The sequence below is a fragment of the Arthrobacter sp. UNCCL28 genome, assembly GCF_900102805.1.
In the GTDB taxonomy this organism is placed as follows: Bacteria; Actinomycetota; Actinomycetes; order Actinomycetales; family Micrococcaceae; genus Arthrobacter; species Arthrobacter nicotinovorans_A.
In genome coordinates, this window is record NZ_FMWE01000008.1 from 21,110 (window position 1) to 37,170 (window position 16,061).

A 16,061-nucleotide genomic window follows, 5' to 3' on the forward strand; every position below is an offset into this window, starting at 1 on the left:
GGCAACCAGCCACCACACCGTCGACGAGCCGGTTCCGGCCGTGCCGTCGGAAAGGAACGCCACTATGGATACCTTCAAAATCGGTTATTTCGTGGGAAGCCTGGCGGGCAATTCGATCAACCGGGTTCTTTCCAAGGCGCTGATCAGCGTTGCGCCTCCGGAGCTTGAGTTCCATGAGATCGCCATCAAGGACCTTCCCCTCTACAGTTCGGACTACGACGCCGATTTCCCGCCGGCCGGACGCGAACTTAAGAATGCGATCGCGGCCTCGGACGGGATCCTTTTCATCTCCCCTGAATACAACCGTTCCATCCCCGGCGCCCTGAAGAATGCCATCGACTGGGGTTCGCGTCCGTGGGGCACCAACTCGTTTGCCCGGAAGCCCACGGGAATTATTGGCGCATCGCCGGGCGGCATCGGGACAGCGGTGATGCAGTCGTCCATGCGCAGTGTGTTGAGCTTCCTGGACGCACCGCAGTTGAACGCACCTGAGGCGTACATCCGCTTTGTCGCGGACGCGTACGACGACGACGGTTCAGTTAAGGACGAAGGCACCGCTGCCCTGTTGCGGCATTACATGGAGGAATACAGCGCGTTCGTGCAGCGTGTCCTCGCCGCCAACGCACCTGGCCACATCGGCGACCAGGAACCGGATTCCGCCAAACTCACCCGCTAGGAAAGGAATGGGTGCCGCCCCTGTGCCCGGGCGGCACCCCCGAAAATCACCCACCAGGACGGTTTAGTCAGTATCCTTACTAGTGTGAGGATAACGAAAACCCCCTAGACCCCTGGAGGTAACGATGTTTCGAAGACTAGCCACCACTACAGCGGCATTCGCCCTTATTGCAGGCTCCATGCTCGCGACCTCGGCCGCAGCCAGCGCAGCGCCCGGTTATCAAGCAAGTGCTGCTCAGGCCAGTGCCGCCCAGGCCAGCGCCACCCAAGGCAACGTGGCCGCCACGACACCGACGCCCACCGCGGATTCCACCAACCCGTCCGGTCCTTCGACTCAAACGCCAACCAACCCTGCACCCTCATCCGGTGCGCCCAGCACACCCAACCCTGCAGGCAGCGGCCCGGCCAACCCCGGGACCGGAGAGTCCGATCCCCAGGAACAGACCCGCACCGACGCCACTCCCTGGGTACTGGCCGGTGTAGCCGCGGTAATTATCATTGCGTTGATTATTTGGACCGCACGCAACCGGCGTGGACGGGACAAGGGCATCAGCGATTCCCAGCGGTAGTCGCCCGGGACAGCTCCACGGCTCCGCAATCAGGACTCTTGCGTCCAACCAACCCAGCCGCCCCGCTAAGCCCCCGCGCGCTGAAGCCAGCCTGCACCGGCGGGCCCTCGGGCCCTCCACTCCGACCCGCAGGCGCTTGCGTCCAACCAAAGCCAGCCAAGCCAGCCAAGCCAGCCAACCCGGCCAACCCGGCCAACCCGCAGGGGCTTACGTCCCGCTAAGCCCCGCGCGACCCCCCGCAGCGAGCCGGCCCACGATGCTGCTTTCCAGGTGCTCCAGCAGGTGCCGTGGATTGTCATAAACTTCCGCGGCACCTGCGTCGCGCAACTCCGCTTCGCTGATTCCGCCGCAGGTCAGTCCAACCACGGGAACACCAATGGCCGCGCCGGCTTTCACGTCCCAAACCGCGTCGCCTACAAATACGGCGTCCTCGGGGCTGATTCCGAGCTTTTCCAGGCACGCAACCAGGATGTCCGGCGCCGGCTTGCTCTCCTTGGCGTCGTTGGAGCTGGTCCAGGCGTCGATCGAGGATCCGGCGTCGAGGATATGCCGGCTGACCTCGAGGTCACGCTGCTGAGCCGACGACGCCAAGCCCACGGCCAGTCCAGCATCGGAGCATGCCGCGAGGAGGTCGCGCGCCGAGTCGAATGCCCTCAGCGTCGGCCAGAATGTTGAAAAGACTGCGCCGTGGGCACTCTTCAGGTCTTCCTGCATCTCGTCGGTGCAGTCGGGCAGAAGGCTCTGGATCAGCCGGTCGCCTCCCATGCCCACCCGCCGGTGGATTGCTGACATCTCGATGTCCAGGCCTTCCCGCCGGAAGGCCTGCCACCAGGCCATGGCGTGGAAGTAGCTGGAATCGATCAGGGTCCCGTCCACGTCGAAGAGAATCCCGCGCTTCTTATGCGGCGTTGATTCAGCTGCCACAGTTGACCGCCTTCGCTTGGGTCCGCGCCCCTTGCTCGGCGAGTGCGGAATCGATGACGGGTTCTTCCAGCATCAGCACCGCGTAGCGCTCAGCTGAAGCCGGGCGAAGAAGGCCCGTTCCCGCCACTTCCCTGATGGCGGCAACTCCCTCCACAGCCTCATCCATTGATGAAAACTGCTTGGAAAGTCCCATCAGGACGTCCTCGCCGTCCACCATCAGAATCCGATATTCCCCATCAGGCGTTTCAACCAGTTCCAAATGTCCGGCCATCGCTACCTCCTCGTCTTCGATGCCAACCAGCATAGTAAGACTCCTTAGTATAGGCCTCATAGAAATATTGCGTAACGCGGGAAATACGCGCGTGCAACTTTTGGTTGCCGCCTGCATGACAACAATCGGAATCATCGGAGCAGGACACATTGGCAGCCAGATCGCGCGCAAAGCCGTGGAGCTGGGCTACGACGTCGTCATCAGCAATTCACGGGGACCTGAAACCCTCGGTGAACTGGTGGCAGAACTGGGACCGCGGGCCCGTGCCGCCACGCCGGGTGAGGCAGCAGCGGCAGGCGATTTCGCCGTCGTGACCGTACCCCTCAAAAACTATCAGGACATCCCGGTAGAGCCGCTCGAGGACAAGATCGTCATCGACACCAACAACTACTACTGGGAGCGCGATGGCCGCATCCCGGAGCTGGACAACGGCCAAGCCACCACCTCCGGCCTGCTCCAGAAGCATCTCCCGACGTCCAAGGTGGCCAAGGGCTTCAACCACATTTTCGCCAAGGACATCACTACCGACGGCACCCCTGCAGGCACGCCCAACCGTCGGGCGCTGGCCACCGCGAGCGACTTCCCGGATGCCGCCGGGCTCGTCACCAAGCTCTACGACGAATTCGGTTTCGACACCGTCAACATTGGCCCCCTGGAAGACAGCTGGCGCGTTGAACGCGACCGTCCCGCGTACGTCGTCCGGCAGACCGCCGTCGAGCTTCAGGACAACCTCGCCAAGGCGAGCCGCACCGTCTAACCCTCACGCACGACGGCGGGGCGCGGCCGACGCTCCCGCGTCGCCTTGCGATGGACTGCTGCGCGGCACGGTGCCTTGAAAAAGTGGCCGGAAACAGTGTCACGAATCGGGCCAACGGCGCACTTTATGGGTGGCTGCTTCCTTAGGTGCTTGGCGCATCGAGCACCTGGGGAAGCAGCTACATCGCCAGCGCCCCGACCCGAGGAGTCCCATGTCCACCAAGATTTCAAACTGGCCCGCAGCAACTCCCCTGTGGGTGGACCTGGGCGTGGACCACCCCGAAGCGGCGAAGGCGTTCTATGAAGACCTGTTCGGCTGGGAATTTGTGTCCGGCGGACAGGAAGCCGGGGGCTATCAATTGGCCCAGCTGAGGGGCCGCACCGTGGCGGGAATGGGGCCCAAACAAGATCCCGGCACGCCTACGTCCTGGACGACGTTCCTGGCCTCGGACGATGTTGACCTCACGGCCAAGAAAATCGTCGCTTCCGGAGGGCAGCTGCTTGCCGAGCCCTTTGATGTCAACCAATCCGGCCGGATGGCCCTTGCCGCAGACAGTGCTGGTGCAACGTTCGGCGTGTGGCAGGCCGGCACCCATATCGGCGCTGAACGCGTCAATGAGCATGGCGCCCTCTGCTGGAACGAACTCCATACACGGGACTACTCCGCAGCCCGGTCCTTCTACGCGGAGGTCTTTGACGTCAGCTACCAGGACGTTAGTGAAGAAGGCCTTGTCTACTCCACGATCCGCCGGCCCTTCGATGGCCGGGAAGTGGGCGGGGTGCATCATGACACCGCACTTCCCGATCACGCCCCCAACCACTGGATGACGTGGTTCGCCAGCGATTACGTTGCCGGAACAGCCACCCGGGCAGTAGAGCTCGGGGCCACCCTCCTTGGCCCCGTGGAAGAGAACGCACTGGGGCGGATGGTAGTGGTCCGGGGACCGCAAGGCGAAGTGTTCGGCGTCATTGATGCCCCACGGACCAGCGACTAATCAGGCCGCCGCAGGATCCAGCGCTTCTGCGATGATCTCGTGTGCATGGGCTGCGGCCAGGGGTGCTGCCAGGCGGTGAACTGCCTGGAACGTCCTGCGGACCGCGGGCCCATGCCACTCCGGCGGGAGGTAGTCGGTGGGCAGGTTGGGGTCCCGGTAAGGGAACTTCCTCCACATTGTCAGCATGGGAATGTAGTAACGGAAAGCGTCGCGCCGCAGCTCTTCCGTGGACTCTGCCAGGGCCCTTTCAGGATCGTCGCCGACCCTTTGCGTCCACTGCTGTTCCGCACCCTCATACAGCCCAAGGAACTCGGTAAATTGTTCGTCAAGTTCCTTGAGATCCCACCATTCGGAGATTTTGGGCCGCATGGGGCCATCAAAAACGTAGTCGCTCCGGAACAGGTCCACGAACTCAATCAGCCCGCCGGCAGTGAGCCGTTCGCGGGCTTGCTCCAGCTTGTGGGCCGGCGCGATCCACACACCGTTGGCCACTGAACCGAACCCCAGCGCCAGCAATGCGGAGCGCAGCTGGTGCCGGCGGTTGCGCATGGACTCAGGCACCGAAAAGACGGCAAGCACCCAGGTATCAACCGGGGCGGGCTGCTCCGGGGCAAAGATGCGCTTGTCACCTTCACGGAACACATCGCTGACGGACTCGGAAATCTTGTACTTGGCGATCCCGCCTTCGCGGACGCTCTTGAGCACGCCCTTCGCCTTGAGCCTTGAAACCGACGACCTCACGCCCGGCGCGTCATAGCCGAGCGAGCCCAGCATGGAGATCAGCGCAGAAACCGGCAAGGCATCGCCCGCGTTCCGGCCGTAGAGGCCGAAGATCGTAACGAGCAACTGCTGGTGGCGCACCGGGGGTGCCGGAACGACGAACATCTGGAGAGCCTCATTTCCGCGCCCTCATCAGGCGCCAGTCCAGTTCATCATAGGTTCGGTCACAGTCCCCATCGACTCGGCGCCATCCAACCGTGCGAGCGGCCACGGCCCCGCCGCACCAACGGGTCGCCCCGCCGCACCAACGGGTGGCCCGCCGCGCCAACGGGTGGCCCCGCCTTAGTAAGCATGCTTACTATAGAACTACGCTGTTTTGAGGCCCCGCGGCCTCGAAGGGTCCTTTCCGTATCAACGATAGGAAGCACATCATGGCAGGAAATCTCGTAGCCCGTTCCATTCACGACCTCACCGCCGCAGCATGGTTCGGCGGCTCGCTGATGGGGGCCATCGGACTCAATGGTGCCGCAGCAGAGGCAAAAGACCCCACCGAGCGGACCCGCCTTTCAAGCAAGGGCTGGGGCAAGTGGGCGCCGATCCAGACTGCGGCTTTCGCTGGGCACCTGGCGGCAGACCTGGCCATCGCATGGGAAAACAAGGGCCGGATCGCCAAGCAGGACAGCGTTGCGGCCAACACCGTCTACAAGACGGCCGTGACCCTGGCAGGCGCTGCCGTCACCCTGTATGCAGGCATTGTGGGCAAGAAAGTGGACGAACTCTCCGGTGAAGGGGCCGAGGGTGCAACCGAACCGCGCGCCGGGGCATCGGACGAGCTGAAGGCCGCCCAAACGCAGCTGAAAGCACTCCAGTGGGCCATTCCCGCATTCGCCGGCTGGGTCATCATCCTCGGCGCCAAGCATGGAGAGATGCAGCGCCCCAAGAACATCCTCAAGGGCCTGCGCTAGAAGCCCCACACCCCCAAACGCCGAGATGGCAGTTGATGACAGTCCCAGAGCTCGACATTGTCATTAACTGCCATCCCGGCGGAGGGGGCTAACTTTCCTGCCCAGCCCTGACCGCCCGGATCAGATGCTCCGGCCAAGGCTGCGCAGAAGTGGTCCCCTGGGGGACGTGCACGGTGGTGACCGTCCCGTAAGCGGCAACCTCACCGGCGTCGGACGTTACCTCGAAAGCCATTGTCATGGAGGTCCGGCCCAGCGCCTGGATCTTCACCATGGCGGTAATGCGCTGGCCGAACCACAGCTTGGCCTTGTAGTTGATCACTTGCTGGACCCGGGGAGCGTTGGGAAAGTAATCCGGCAAGTCCAGCAGGCGGAAGAGTTTGGCTTCGGCGGCCTCAACCCAGCGCAGGATGGCTGAATTGTGCTGGTGTCCGGAGGCGTCGGTGTCCACCCACTCCACCGTTCGCTCGACGCTCGCCTCCGGAAACCTGTCCATGACCACTCCTAGCGGGCACCGACGGCGGCGTCGTCAGGATCGACGTCGATGGCGGCAATGGGCACCTCAGGTTGCGGCTTGGGAATCATCGCCACAGCACCCGCGGCCAGCACGGCAATGCCGGCGAAGATCGCGAAGTTGGCCTCGAATGGAAGCTTGGAGCCTGCGATCCAGCCACCAATCAACGGTCCGGAGATGGCACCCAGCCGGGCGAAGCTCAACGCCCAACCCGTCGCCGTGCCGCGGACCTTGGCCGGGTAGTAGTCGGCGATGTATCCGGTGAGGACCAGCGAGGTGGAGATGGAACCGACACCGGCGAAGGCGACGAACAGCAGGTTGACCACCATGGTGTTCGGGAAGACCAGCAGCATGATGCCCAGGCCGCCCAGGATGTAGAACACCACCAGGATGAGCTTCTTGCCGTACTTGTCCGCAGCGCGACCCAGGAGCAGGCCGCCGATGGCTGATGCAAGGCTGAAGACCAGGAGGAACGTCAGGGAAGAGCCGAGGTCGTAGCCGGCCTTCTTCATGATGCTCGGCAGCCAGGTGTTCAGGCCATAGACCAGGACCAGGCCGCAGAAGAGCGAGATCCAGAAGAACACGGTAGAGCGCAGGTACTTGCGGGAGAACATGGTGGTGATGGTTTTCCACCACGGGTCCGTTTGGACACCGGCAACAGGAGCGGCGGGAACCACCGGCGTGTAGTTGGCGATGTTCAGTTTGCCGGCCAAGGCCTTGGCCTCCGCCTTCCGCCCCTTCGATTCCAGGAATTCCAAGGACTCAGGCAGGAACTTCCAGATGATGGGAAGCAGAACCACGGGGGCAGCACCGATGGCGATGACTGCACGCCATCCGCCCACGGGCAAGACAAACAGGGCAGCGAGGGCGGCAGCCACAATTCCCAGCGAGTATCCGGAGTACATGAGGCCGTAGTTGTAGGACCGCTTGTTCGGTGCCGAATATTCGATGGTCAGGGCCGCTGCCACCGGGATGACTCCACCCATGCCCAGCCCGCCGATCAGACGGAAGATTCCGAACAGTTCCGGGGTAGGTGCCCACGCTGCGCCGGCTTGGGTAATCGTGAAGATCACCATGGAAGCCAGGAGCATCTTCTTGCGGCCCACGAGGTCGCTGAGGGTACCGATGAACAGTGCTCCGATAAGCATGCCGATCAAGGCATATGAGCCGAGGCCGCCGAGAGCCAGCGGGCTGAGGTTCCATTCCTTGTATTCGGCGAGAGCGGGGAGGATGGCTCCCAGGACGCCGACGTCGTAGCCTTCGGCCAGGATGGCAAGCCAGCAGCAGAAGAGGACCACTCCGGTGGTCTTCTTGGGCACGTTCCAGTCGTTGACCGGTGCGGTGGCCATGGCTACTTCACCAAAACCGATGCGGCGGCGGACTCGGGAGTCCAGCGAAGGTGGGTGTTGGCCTCTTCGATTTCCGCTTCCTTGAGCAAGGACAAGCGCGGACGAACGGCGTCAGTGCGGGAGCTCGGTGGCTTCCGGCGGCCTGCCCGGAACTGCGGGATCCACTCGGCACCGGGGCCCTGGTATTCCTGCTCAGCGGCAGCGTGCAGGGTCCATTGGGGATCGTAGAGGTGCGTACGGCCAAGGGCGATCAGGTCCGCACGGCCGGCGAGCAGGATGGAGTTCACGTCGTCATAGCTGGAGATGGCGCCGACGGCGATCACGGCCACACCTGCCGGAGCGGCAACTTCCTGACGGATACGGTCGGCGAACGGCGTCTGGTAGCTGCGGCCGTAGGCAGGCTTCTCTTCCTTGGCGATCTGGCCGGTGGAAACATCCAGGCCGGCTGCGCCGTGCTCTACGAAGGCGCGGGCAATGGCCACGGAATCATCGGAAGTGTTGCCACCCTCGATCCAGTCCGTGGCGGAGATGCGTACCGTCACCGGCTTGTCGGCCGGCCAAGCCGCGCGAACGGCGTCGAACACTTCCAGCGGGAACCGCAGCCGGTTCTCCAGGCTGCCGCCGTATTCGTCGGTCCGCTTGTTGGACACCGGCGAAAGGAAGGAGGACAACAGGTAGCCGTGGGCGGCGTGGACTTCCAGAAGGTCGAACCCGGCCTCGTCGGCACGGACTGCGGAAGCAACGAACTCGGCCTTGATGGCGGCCATGCCGGCGCGGTCCAGCTCCACGGGCGTCTGGTTCTGCGGGCTGTACGGCAGCGCAGAGGGCCCGACGGCGGTCCAGTTGCCGGACTCGAGCGGCTGGTCGATGCCTTCCCACATGAGCTTGGTGGAGCCCTTGCGACCTGAGTGACCCAACTGCGCGCCGATCTTGGCAGTGGAACGGCCGTGAACGAAGTCCACGATTTCCCTCCAGCTGTCACGCTGCTCATCGGTGTACAGGCCGCTGCAGCCGGGGGTGATGCGGCCGGCTTCGGAGACGCAGACCATTTCGGTCATCACCAGGCCGGCACCGCCGAGGGCTTTGGAACCGAGGTGGACCTTGTGGAAGTCACCGGGAATGCCGTCCGTGGCGGAGTACATGTCCATCGGGGAGACCACGATGCGGTTCTTCAGCTCCAGCCCACCAATACGGTACGGCTGGAACATGGCCGGGGCCACCTCTGGCAGTCCCTGGGAGGAAGCGAAGCCGCGGTCCACGGCGTCGGCGAACTCGGGATCGCGCAGGCGCAGGTTTTCCTGCGTGATGCGGCGGCTGCGGGTGAGCAGGTTGAACGCAAACTGGGTGGGGTCCTGGTCCTTGTACTGGCCGATGCGCTCGAACCACTCCAAGGACGCCTGGGCCGCACGCTGCGTGGAAGCGACCACGGGCCGGCGCTCTGCCTCATACGCGGCGAGGGCGGACTCAACGTCCGGGTGTTCGTGCAGGCAGGCAGCCAATGCCAGCGAGTCTTCCATAGCCAGCTTGGTACCGGAACCGATGGAGAAGTGGGCTGTATGGGCTGCGTCGCCCAGCAGCACCACGTTGTTGTGGCGCCAGTTCTCGTTCCGGACCGTGGTGAAGTTGATCCATTTGGAGTTGTTGGTAAGAACCTCGTAGCCGTTCAGTTCCTCGGCAAAGATCTCGCGGATCTTTGCGATTGCCTTTTCATCCGAGACGCCGGGAGGGAAGACCTCGTTGGCGGTTTCGTCGAAGCCGGCAGCGTGCCACACGTCCTGGTGCATTTCCACAATGAACGTGGAGCCCTCATCCGAGTAGGGGTAACCGTGGATTTGCATGACGCCCCACTCGGTTTCCTTCACGAAGAACTTGAAGGCCTCGAACACCTGGTTGGTGCCCAGCCACATGAACTTGTTGGTCCGCGGGTCCAGGTTCGGCTTGAACGAGTCAGCGTATTTTGCGCGGATCTGGGAGTTGATGCCGTCCGCTGCAAGTACGAGATCGTAGTTGGCTTCGAGTTCTTCAACGGCCGGGGCCAGGGTGCTGAAGCGCACGTCCACGTTCAGTTCGATGCAGCGGCGCTGGAGCAGTTCCAGCAGTTCCTTGCGGCTCATGGCAGCGAAGCCCTGTCCGCCCACGGTGATCATCTGGTCGCGGAAGTGGATGTCGATGTCCGACCAGCGGGCGAAACGGCGGCTCATGTATTCGGCCACCACGGGATCGGCATTGCCGATGCCGCCGAGCGTCTCATCGGAAAACACGACGCCGAAGCCAAAGGTGTCGCTGGCAGCGTTGCGTTCCCAGAGGGTGATGTCGTGCGAGGGGTCCAACTGCTTCATCAGTGCTGCGAAGTACAGGCCGCCGGGGCCGCCTCCAACGATTGCGATTTTCATGGTGTTGCTCCTTCTCAGGCCTGGCTCTGGCCGGCGGGGGTAAGTTGTTCGTTCTGGCTCGCGTTCGCGCCGGTTTCCTTGGCAAAAAGGCCGTCACGGAGCTTGAAATGCTGGAGTTTTCCGCTGGGATTGCGCGGAAGTTCGTTGACGAAGCGCACGTCCCGGGGGTACTTGTACGGGGCGATGGTCTGCTTCACGAAGTCCTGGATTTCCTTGCGCTTGGTGGCATCGCCGGTGACGCCTTCGCGCAGGACAATGAACGCGCAGACGATGCTGCCGCGCTCCTCGTCCGGAACCCCGATGACCGCGTTCTCCACGACGTCAGGGTGCTGGTCGATGGCCGTTTCAACTTCGGGCGCGCCGATGTTGTAGCCGGAAGAGACGATCATGTTGTCCGAGCGGGCCTGATAGGTGAAGTAGCCGTCCGCGTCCATGGAGAACGTGTCTCCGGTGACGTTCCAGCCACGGACCACGTAGTTCGCCTGCCTGGCATCATCCAGGTACCGGCATCCGGTAGGACCAATCACGGCCAGGCGGCCGATGTTGCCGGCGCCGAGCTCATTGCCGTCGTCATCCAGGATGGTGGCCCTGAATCCAGGCACCGCACGGCCGGTGGTTCCGGGCCGGATGTCATCGCCGGCAGCGGAAATGAAGACGTGCAGCATCTCCGTGGCACCGATCCCGTTCACCAACCGCAGACCCGTGGCTTCATGCACGGCGTCCCAGGTTTCCTTGGAAAGGTGCTCGCCGGCAGAAACGGCGATGCGCAGGCCCCGGAGGAGATCTCCTCGCTTCTCTTTCAGGATCGCCCGGTAGGCGGTTGGTGCCGTGAAGAGAATGCTGGCCCCGGCTGCGGCGGCGTGCTCCGCGAGTTCCACAGGACCGGCCTTCTCGGTCAGAAGCGAGGACGCGCCGAACCGGAGCGGGAAGACCACCAGGCCGCCCAGTCCGAACGTGAAGGCCAGGGGCGGGGAACCGGCGAACACGTCATCAGCCGTGGGCTGCAGGATGTAGCGGGCAAAGGTGTCCGCATTGGCCAGGATGTCCCGGTGGAAGTGCATGGTCACCTTCGGCACACCGGTGGTGCCCGACGTCGGACCCAGCAGGGCAACGTCGTCAGCGGCGGTGTCCACTGCCGTGAACCTGCCGCTCTTGTGCTCGCAGCGCGAGGCGAGGTCGCCGTCGTCGTCGAATCCGTTGCCGGCCCCGTACGTCAGGACCTGTACCTCGACGCCGGCTGTTTCGTTCCCAGCGGCAATTGCGAGTTCGTCCACAAAACGGTGGTCGGAAATGGCCACTACCGGCTTGGTGAGGTCGATCAGGGTGGCGACCTCGGTGGAGCGCAGCATGGGCATGGTGGTCACCACTACGGCGCCGGCCTTCAGCACGCCGAGCCAGGCGGCCACGATCCACGGGTTGTTGGGCCCGCGCAGGAGCACGCGGTTGCCGGGGACCACGCCGAGGTCTTCGGTAAGGACCTGGGCCACCTGGTTGGAGCGCTTCTGGAGCTGGCCGTAGGTCCAGACAACGCCGTCCGGGGTCCAGAGGGCGGGGCGATCCGCGCCGAACTGTTCAACAGCGTCGTCGATCAGCACGGCAGCAGCATTGAGCCGCTCCGGGTAGTGGAGTTCGGGGAGGGTGAATTCAAGCGCAGGCCAGGTATCGGCGGGCGGCAGGTGGTCGCGGGTGAACGTGTCCACGTGGGCCGATGGCATCATGCTCATGGCCGGTCCTTTCAGTGGTGCGTCGTTGAAGCTGATGGTTGGGGAGGTGGAAAGTTATCTACGCGCCGGCGCGGATCATGCCTTCTTGGGCCACCGTGGCGAGCAGACGTCCTTGGCGGTCGAAGAAGCGGCCCATGGCAAGGCCCCTGTTGCTCTGACCGGAAATGGCATCCTGGGCGTAGAGCACCCAGTCGTCGGCGCGACCGTCGCGGTGGAACCACATGGAGTGGTCCAGGCTGGCGGTGGCGAGCCCCGGGCTGGACCAATTGAGGCCGTTCACCCGGAGCAGTGGCTCCAAAATCGTGTAATCGCAGACGTAAGCCAAGGCTGTGCGGTGGAGGTCGGCGTCGTCGGGCAGTGCGTCGAATGCCTTCACCCAGATCGCCTGCTGCGGAACCGATCCACCTTCCAGATCGATATATACCGGACCAGGAATATGGCGCATATCGAAGCTCCGGCCCGTGGACCAGTAGTCGGCGGCTTTGCCGTCGACGCCTTCCAGTGCTTCAGCTGCCGTCCGCAGCGATTCAGGCTCGACGGCGGCAGGGGCCTCAGGCTGGAAGTCCGGTCCGTTCTCGGGAACCTGGAACGAACCCATGGCCGCGTAGACGGGTTTGCCGTTTTGGAAGCCGCGGACGGTACGCGTGGAGTAGCCCCGGCCATCCCGCAGGCGCTCCACTTCGTAGCGGACACTGGAACCAATATCCACCGGACGCATGAAGTAGCTGTGCATCGAGTGCAGAGTCCTGTCAGCATCAACGGACCGCATCATTGCGGCCGCGGCCTGTGCCACCATGTCTCCACCATAGGCTTTTGGCCACGGTACATACTGTGTGGTCGCTTCATAGGCTTCATCGAAAACTTCAGCCGTTGTGGGCGTCAGTTCAACGGCCTTGAGGAAGGTCTCCGAGGTCAGGGTTCCAGTGATCATGGCTTAGGCCCGGCGGTAGTCGGCGAGGGTTTCGTCGGCCACGTCTTCGAGGTTGACCACCAGGTTCTCCGGCGTGCGCGCCGTCAGCCAGACGAGTTCCTCGGTGACGGACATGTTGGCTTCAACGTGGGGCATGAACGGCGGCACGAAAACCCAGTCGCCGGCCTTCATGTCCAGGAATTCGGAGTAGTTCTGGCCGAAGTAGATCCGGCCGTGCCCCCGGAGTACATAGCCACCCGTTTCGGCCTCGCCATGGTGGTGCGGGAGTGAGCGGTACCCGGGAGTGTTCGATACCTGGCCGAACCAGATCTTGGTTGCCGGAGTGTGCTGGATGCTCACTCCGGAGACGCGGATGCAGTCGCCGGACTGGGCGGTGTTGGTGTCTTCCGCGCCGGCACGGGTGACGACGGGGACAACCTTGCCGTCGGCCTGGGCGTAGATGGAGTTGTCGCCTTCGAGGACGTATTCGGTGGTGCTCTGGCTCATGGGGTTCTCCTTCGGTGTGGTTTTAGGCGTTTTTAGGCGTGTGCCGGGATTGACGCGTGGATGCGGAACTGGTTTTCCAAACGCCCGATCCCGTCGATTTCGGTAGTGAGGACATCCCCGTCCTTGAGGAAGCGTGGCGGGGTCATCCCCATGCCCACTCCCCCGGGCGTTCCCGTCAGGACGAGGTCGCCGGGACGCAGGAGGGTGAACTGGGAGATGTAGGACAGCAACTGGGCCGGGCCGAACACCAAGGTGCTGGTGTTTCCCTGCTGCACGAGCTCGCCATTGACGTAGCCGCGGACCTCGAAGTGTTCTCCCGCTTCATCTGCGGTGACCATGACCGGGCCCACAGGGGTGCTGCCATCCCACGCTTTGCCTTGGAACCATTGCAGCGTCCGGCTCTGCCAATCGCGCATGGAAACATCGTTGGCCACGGTGTACCCGGCAATTGCCGCGCGGGCTTGGTCTTCATCCGCCCGGTACAGCTCGGAACCCACGACGACGGCCAGCTCGGCTTCCCAGTCGACGCGGTCGCTGCCCTGGACTTCCACGGCGTCGTTGGCTCCCACCAGGGTGTCCGCGTACTTGGCGAACAGCGTGGGGTACTCCGGAAGGTCCCGGCCCATCTCTTGGATGTGGTCACCGTAGTTCAGGCCGCAGCAGATGACTTTGCCGGCGCGGGGAAGGAGCGGCGCCAGGTCGGCTTCACCGGTTGCGATGACCTTCTGCTCCTTGGATGCCGCGGCCTCCGTCACCACTATCCGCCATTCCGGCTGGGCCAGGAGGGCCCCGACGTCGGTGGCGGGCAGCGTGAGGTAGGAATCGGCGCCCGTGGCGAGCGCCGCCGTCGTACCTCCGTTGGCCGTGCGCAAGGTGGCGAGTTTCATGTGGGGGTTCCCTTCGAGTTTTACGATGTGTCGACTTTTTTACGATCGTCACATATGCTCAACGTAGCACGGCGGAAATGATCTGCACAGAGGCTTTCCAAAAGTTTTTGCAGTTGCCACAACGAGGAGGAACAGCATGAGCCACACAACAATCAACCCGGAATCGCTGGCCAAACCATCCGGCTACGCACACGGCATTCTTGCCGGGAACACCGTGTTCCTGGGCGGGCAGACCGCTCTGGACAAGAACATGAACATCGTTCCCGGCGGCATCGTGGAACAGTTCACGCAGGCGTTCTCCAACGTCATCACCACCCTGCGCGAGGCCGGCGGACAGCCTGAAGACCTGGTCAACGTGACCATCTACCTCACGGACGTGGACGACTACATGGCCAACGGCCGCGAAATCGGGCGCATCTGGCGTGAAATGGCGGGATCGCAGTACCCGGCTATGGCTGGCATCGGGGTCACACGGCTGTGGCAGAAAGAGGCCCTGATCGAAATCCAGGGCATCGCGGTGATTCCCGAGCGCTAAAGACTCTGGCACCTGCGGCGCGCTTGGGGAAGCATGTCCCTATGGGAACCGTCACCGAATATCTGGAGAGCGTCTCTGCCGGCAATCGCGGCATTCTTGAGCGGATTGTGGGAATCGCCCGCGAGCTCGCTCCCGACGCCGAAGAAGGCGTCAGCTACGGGATGCCCGCGCTGCTGGTTGACGGCAAGGGCCTGGTGAGCGTGCTCGAAACGAAGAAACACCTGGCCCTGTACCCGTTCAGCGGTCAGATCCTGCCGGAGATGTCGGAGGAGCTTGGCGGCTATTCGTGGTCGCCGGGGACGCTGCGGTTCTCGGCAGACAACCCAGTGCCCGACTCGATGGTGCGGCGGATCCTGGAGACACGGCTGGCGGCGATCCGGAAGTAGCCTCCGGCTGACCGACCGAGTCGGGTGGGTTAATGCTTGGCGGACACGTCCTGCGAGATCGCGTTGGCCGTGGCCACTACTTCCAGCCGCACTGATTCGAGGTACACGTCTGGGTCTGGCTGGGCTGCGACGGCCTGGGCCTGCAGGGACACGTTTATTGCGGCAACATTGTCGCCGTTGTTGTGGTTCCACACCGGCGCCGCGATGGACATCAGGCCGATTTCCAGCTCCTGGTCCAGCAGGCACCAGCCTTGCGCACGGACATGCTCGACGGCGGCCCTCAAGTCGGGCACGCTGGCCACGGTTCGCGGCGTGATCGGGGTGAGTTCCGCCGTCGAAAGGTAGGCCTCAAACTTGGCGTGGGGCAATCCGGCGAGCAGTACGCGCCCCATGGACGTTGCGTACGCCGGGAAGCGGGTGCCCACGGTGATGCCGACGTTCATGATCCGGCGGGTGGCGACGCGGGCAACGTAGAAGATGTCCGGACCGTCCAGGACCGCGGCCGACGTCGACTCCCCCAGCTTCAGGCTGAGCTGCTCCAAGTGGGGCTGGGCGAGCTGGGGCAGGGACAGCGCGGAGAGATACGAGTAGCCAAGCTGCAGCACCTTCGCAGTGAGCGCGAACGTCTTGCCGTCAGTACGGACGTAGCCCAGCTCCACCAGGGTGTGCAGGAATCTCCGGGCCGTTGCGCGGGTCAGGTCCGTGCGGGCCGCGACTTCGCTGAGCGTCATCACCGGGTTGTTTGCGTCGAAGGCCCGGATCACAGCGAGACCCCTGGCCAACGACTGGACGTACTGGTCGCTGGCCTGTGGGGTAACTGCGGAGTCGGTCATGGTTTCCAATCCTAGATTGCGTTGCGAGGCCCACTCCGCACGCTTGGCGCGCGAAATACCCTGCAAACCGGCCCCACAACGCGAGGGACCCAACGTTGCGGGGCCTACTCTGCGCCCCAAACCCGGGATCACGCACGCAAACCGGGCCCCA

Annotated in this window: 18 protein-coding genes; 7 read left to right on the top strand and 11 right to left on the bottom strand. The window is 63.7% G+C overall.

Going from position 1 to position 16,061, the window contains the following annotated elements; genetic code table 11:
- Window positions 1-64 precede the first annotated feature (64 nt).
- Both BLQ01_RS18420 and BLQ01_RS18425 read left to right on the top strand, forming a co-directional pair.
- Window positions 65-676 carry an NADPH-dependent FMN reductase gene (locus BLQ01_RS18420; RefSeq protein ID WP_091553456.1) on the top strand — a complete coding sequence of 204 codons (612 nt, stop codon included), beginning with the start codon at window positions 65-67 and terminating at the stop codon, window positions 674-676.
- Window positions 677-800: 124 nt separating this feature from the next.
- Window positions 801-1,244: a hypothetical protein gene (locus BLQ01_RS18425; RefSeq protein ID WP_091553458.1), complete on the top strand. Its 444-nt coding sequence runs from the start codon at window positions 801-803 to the stop codon at window positions 1,242-1,244.
- Between the two features lie 207 nt (window positions 1,245-1,451).
- Here BLQ01_RS18425 and BLQ01_RS18430 read toward each other — a convergent pair whose 3' ends face one another.
- Together BLQ01_RS18430 and BLQ01_RS18435 are read right to left on the bottom strand one after the other, a co-directional pair.
- Window positions 1,452-2,168 (bottom strand): HAD family hydrolase, encoded by a 717-nt coding sequence (locus tag BLQ01_RS18430; protein WP_091553460.1) that lies wholly within the window; start codon window positions 2,166-2,168, stop codon window positions 1,452-1,454.
- Window positions 2,158-2,472 (bottom strand): hypothetical protein, encoded by a 315-nt coding sequence (locus tag BLQ01_RS18435; protein WP_223944177.1) that lies wholly within the window; start codon window positions 2,470-2,472, stop codon window positions 2,158-2,160. Before BLQ01_RS18435 ends, BLQ01_RS18430 begins: the two co-directional genes overlap by 11 nt.
- A gap of 82 nt (window positions 2,473-2,554) precedes the next feature.
- Between BLQ01_RS18435 and BLQ01_RS18440 the strand changes: the two genes are divergently transcribed.
- Together BLQ01_RS18440 and BLQ01_RS18445 are read left to right on the top strand one after the other, a co-directional pair.
- Window positions 2,555-3,196 carry an NADPH-dependent F420 reductase gene (locus BLQ01_RS18440; RefSeq protein ID WP_091553671.1) on the top strand — a complete coding sequence of 214 codons (642 nt, stop codon included), beginning with the start codon at window positions 2,555-2,557 and terminating at the stop codon, window positions 3,194-3,196.
- Between the two features lie 211 nt (window positions 3,197-3,407).
- Window positions 3,408-4,190, top strand: a complete 783-nt coding sequence (locus BLQ01_RS18445) for a VOC family protein (protein WP_175493489.1) — start codon at window positions 3,408-3,410, stop codon at window positions 4,188-4,190.
- Here the strand turns inward: BLQ01_RS18445 and BLQ01_RS18450 are convergent, their stop codons facing one another.
- Window positions 4,191-5,075 carry a PaaX family transcriptional regulator gene (locus BLQ01_RS18450; protein WP_026541152.1) on the bottom strand — a complete coding sequence of 295 codons (885 nt, stop codon included), beginning with the start codon at window positions 5,073-5,075 and terminating at the stop codon, window positions 4,191-4,193. It abuts the gene before it with no gap.
- A 266-nt stretch (window positions 5,076-5,341) separates the two neighbouring features.
- Here BLQ01_RS18450 and BLQ01_RS18455 point away from each other — a divergent pair, with 266 nt between their 5' ends.
- Complete coding sequence (locus tag BLQ01_RS18455; RefSeq protein ID WP_026541151.1) at window positions 5,342-5,875, top strand: ABC transporter permease family protein; 534 nt, start codon at window positions 5,342-5,344, stop codon at window positions 5,873-5,875.
- A gap of 88 nt (window positions 5,876-5,963) precedes the next feature.
- Here the strand turns inward: BLQ01_RS18455 and BLQ01_RS18460 are convergent, their stop codons facing one another.
- The 7 genes from BLQ01_RS18460 to BLQ01_RS18490 are packed head-to-tail and all read right to left on the bottom strand — an operon-like array spanning window position 5,964 to window position 14,156.
- The gene (locus BLQ01_RS18460; protein WP_091553462.1) at window positions 5,964-6,368 is read right to left on the bottom strand and encodes an acyl-CoA thioesterase; all 405 of its coding nucleotides are present in this window, start codon (window positions 6,366-6,368) and stop codon (window positions 5,964-5,966) included.
- A gap of 8 nt (window positions 6,369-6,376) precedes the next feature.
- Window positions 6,377-7,735: an MFS transporter gene (locus tag BLQ01_RS18465; RefSeq protein ID WP_026547707.1), complete on the bottom strand. Its 1,359-nt coding sequence runs from the start codon at window positions 7,733-7,735 to the stop codon at window positions 6,377-6,379.
- A gap of 2 nt (window positions 7,736-7,737) precedes the next feature.
- On the bottom strand, window positions 7,738-10,128 hold the full coding sequence (locus BLQ01_RS18470; protein ID WP_091553465.1) for a bifunctional salicylyl-CoA 5-hydroxylase/oxidoreductase: 2,391 nt from the start codon (window positions 10,126-10,128) through the stop codon (window positions 7,738-7,740).
- A gap of 14 nt (window positions 10,129-10,142) precedes the next feature.
- Complete coding sequence (locus BLQ01_RS18475) at window positions 10,143-11,852, bottom strand: AMP-binding protein (protein ID WP_091553468.1); 1,710 nt, start codon at window positions 11,850-11,852, stop codon at window positions 10,143-10,145.
- A 58-nt stretch (window positions 11,853-11,910) separates the two neighbouring features.
- Entirely contained in the window at window positions 11,911-12,783 is an 873-nt protein-coding gene (locus BLQ01_RS18480; RefSeq protein WP_091553470.1) for an acyl-CoA thioesterase, read from the bottom strand.
- Between the two features lie 3 nt (window positions 12,784-12,786).
- Entirely contained in the window at window positions 12,787-13,269 is a 483-nt protein-coding gene (locus tag BLQ01_RS18485) for a cupin domain-containing protein (RefSeq protein ID WP_091553472.1), read from the bottom strand.
- Window positions 13,270-13,301: 32 nt separating this feature from the next.
- Window positions 13,302-14,156, bottom strand: a complete 855-nt coding sequence (locus tag BLQ01_RS18490; protein ID WP_091553474.1) for a fumarylacetoacetate hydrolase family protein — start codon at window positions 14,154-14,156, stop codon at window positions 13,302-13,304.
- A gap of 136 nt (window positions 14,157-14,292) precedes the next feature.
- On the opposite strand from BLQ01_RS18490, the gene BLQ01_RS18495 reads away from it, so the two are divergent.
- Window positions 14,293-14,691, top strand: coding sequence for a RidA family protein (locus BLQ01_RS18495; protein ID WP_026541143.1), 399 nt, complete (start codon window positions 14,293-14,295; stop codon window positions 14,689-14,691).
- Window positions 14,692-14,732: 41 nt separating this feature from the next.
- Window positions 14,733-15,077 carry an iron chaperone gene (locus BLQ01_RS18500; protein WP_026541142.1) on the top strand — a complete coding sequence of 115 codons (345 nt, stop codon included), beginning with the start codon at window positions 14,733-14,735 and terminating at the stop codon, window positions 15,075-15,077.
- Between the two features lie 29 nt (window positions 15,078-15,106).
- On the opposite strand, the gene BLQ01_RS18505 is transcribed toward BLQ01_RS18500, so the two are convergent.
- Complete coding sequence (locus BLQ01_RS18505) at window positions 15,107-15,910, bottom strand: IclR family transcriptional regulator domain-containing protein (RefSeq protein ID WP_091553477.1); 804 nt, start codon at window positions 15,908-15,910, stop codon at window positions 15,107-15,109.
- Between the last annotated feature and the right edge of the window lie 151 nt (window positions 15,911-16,061).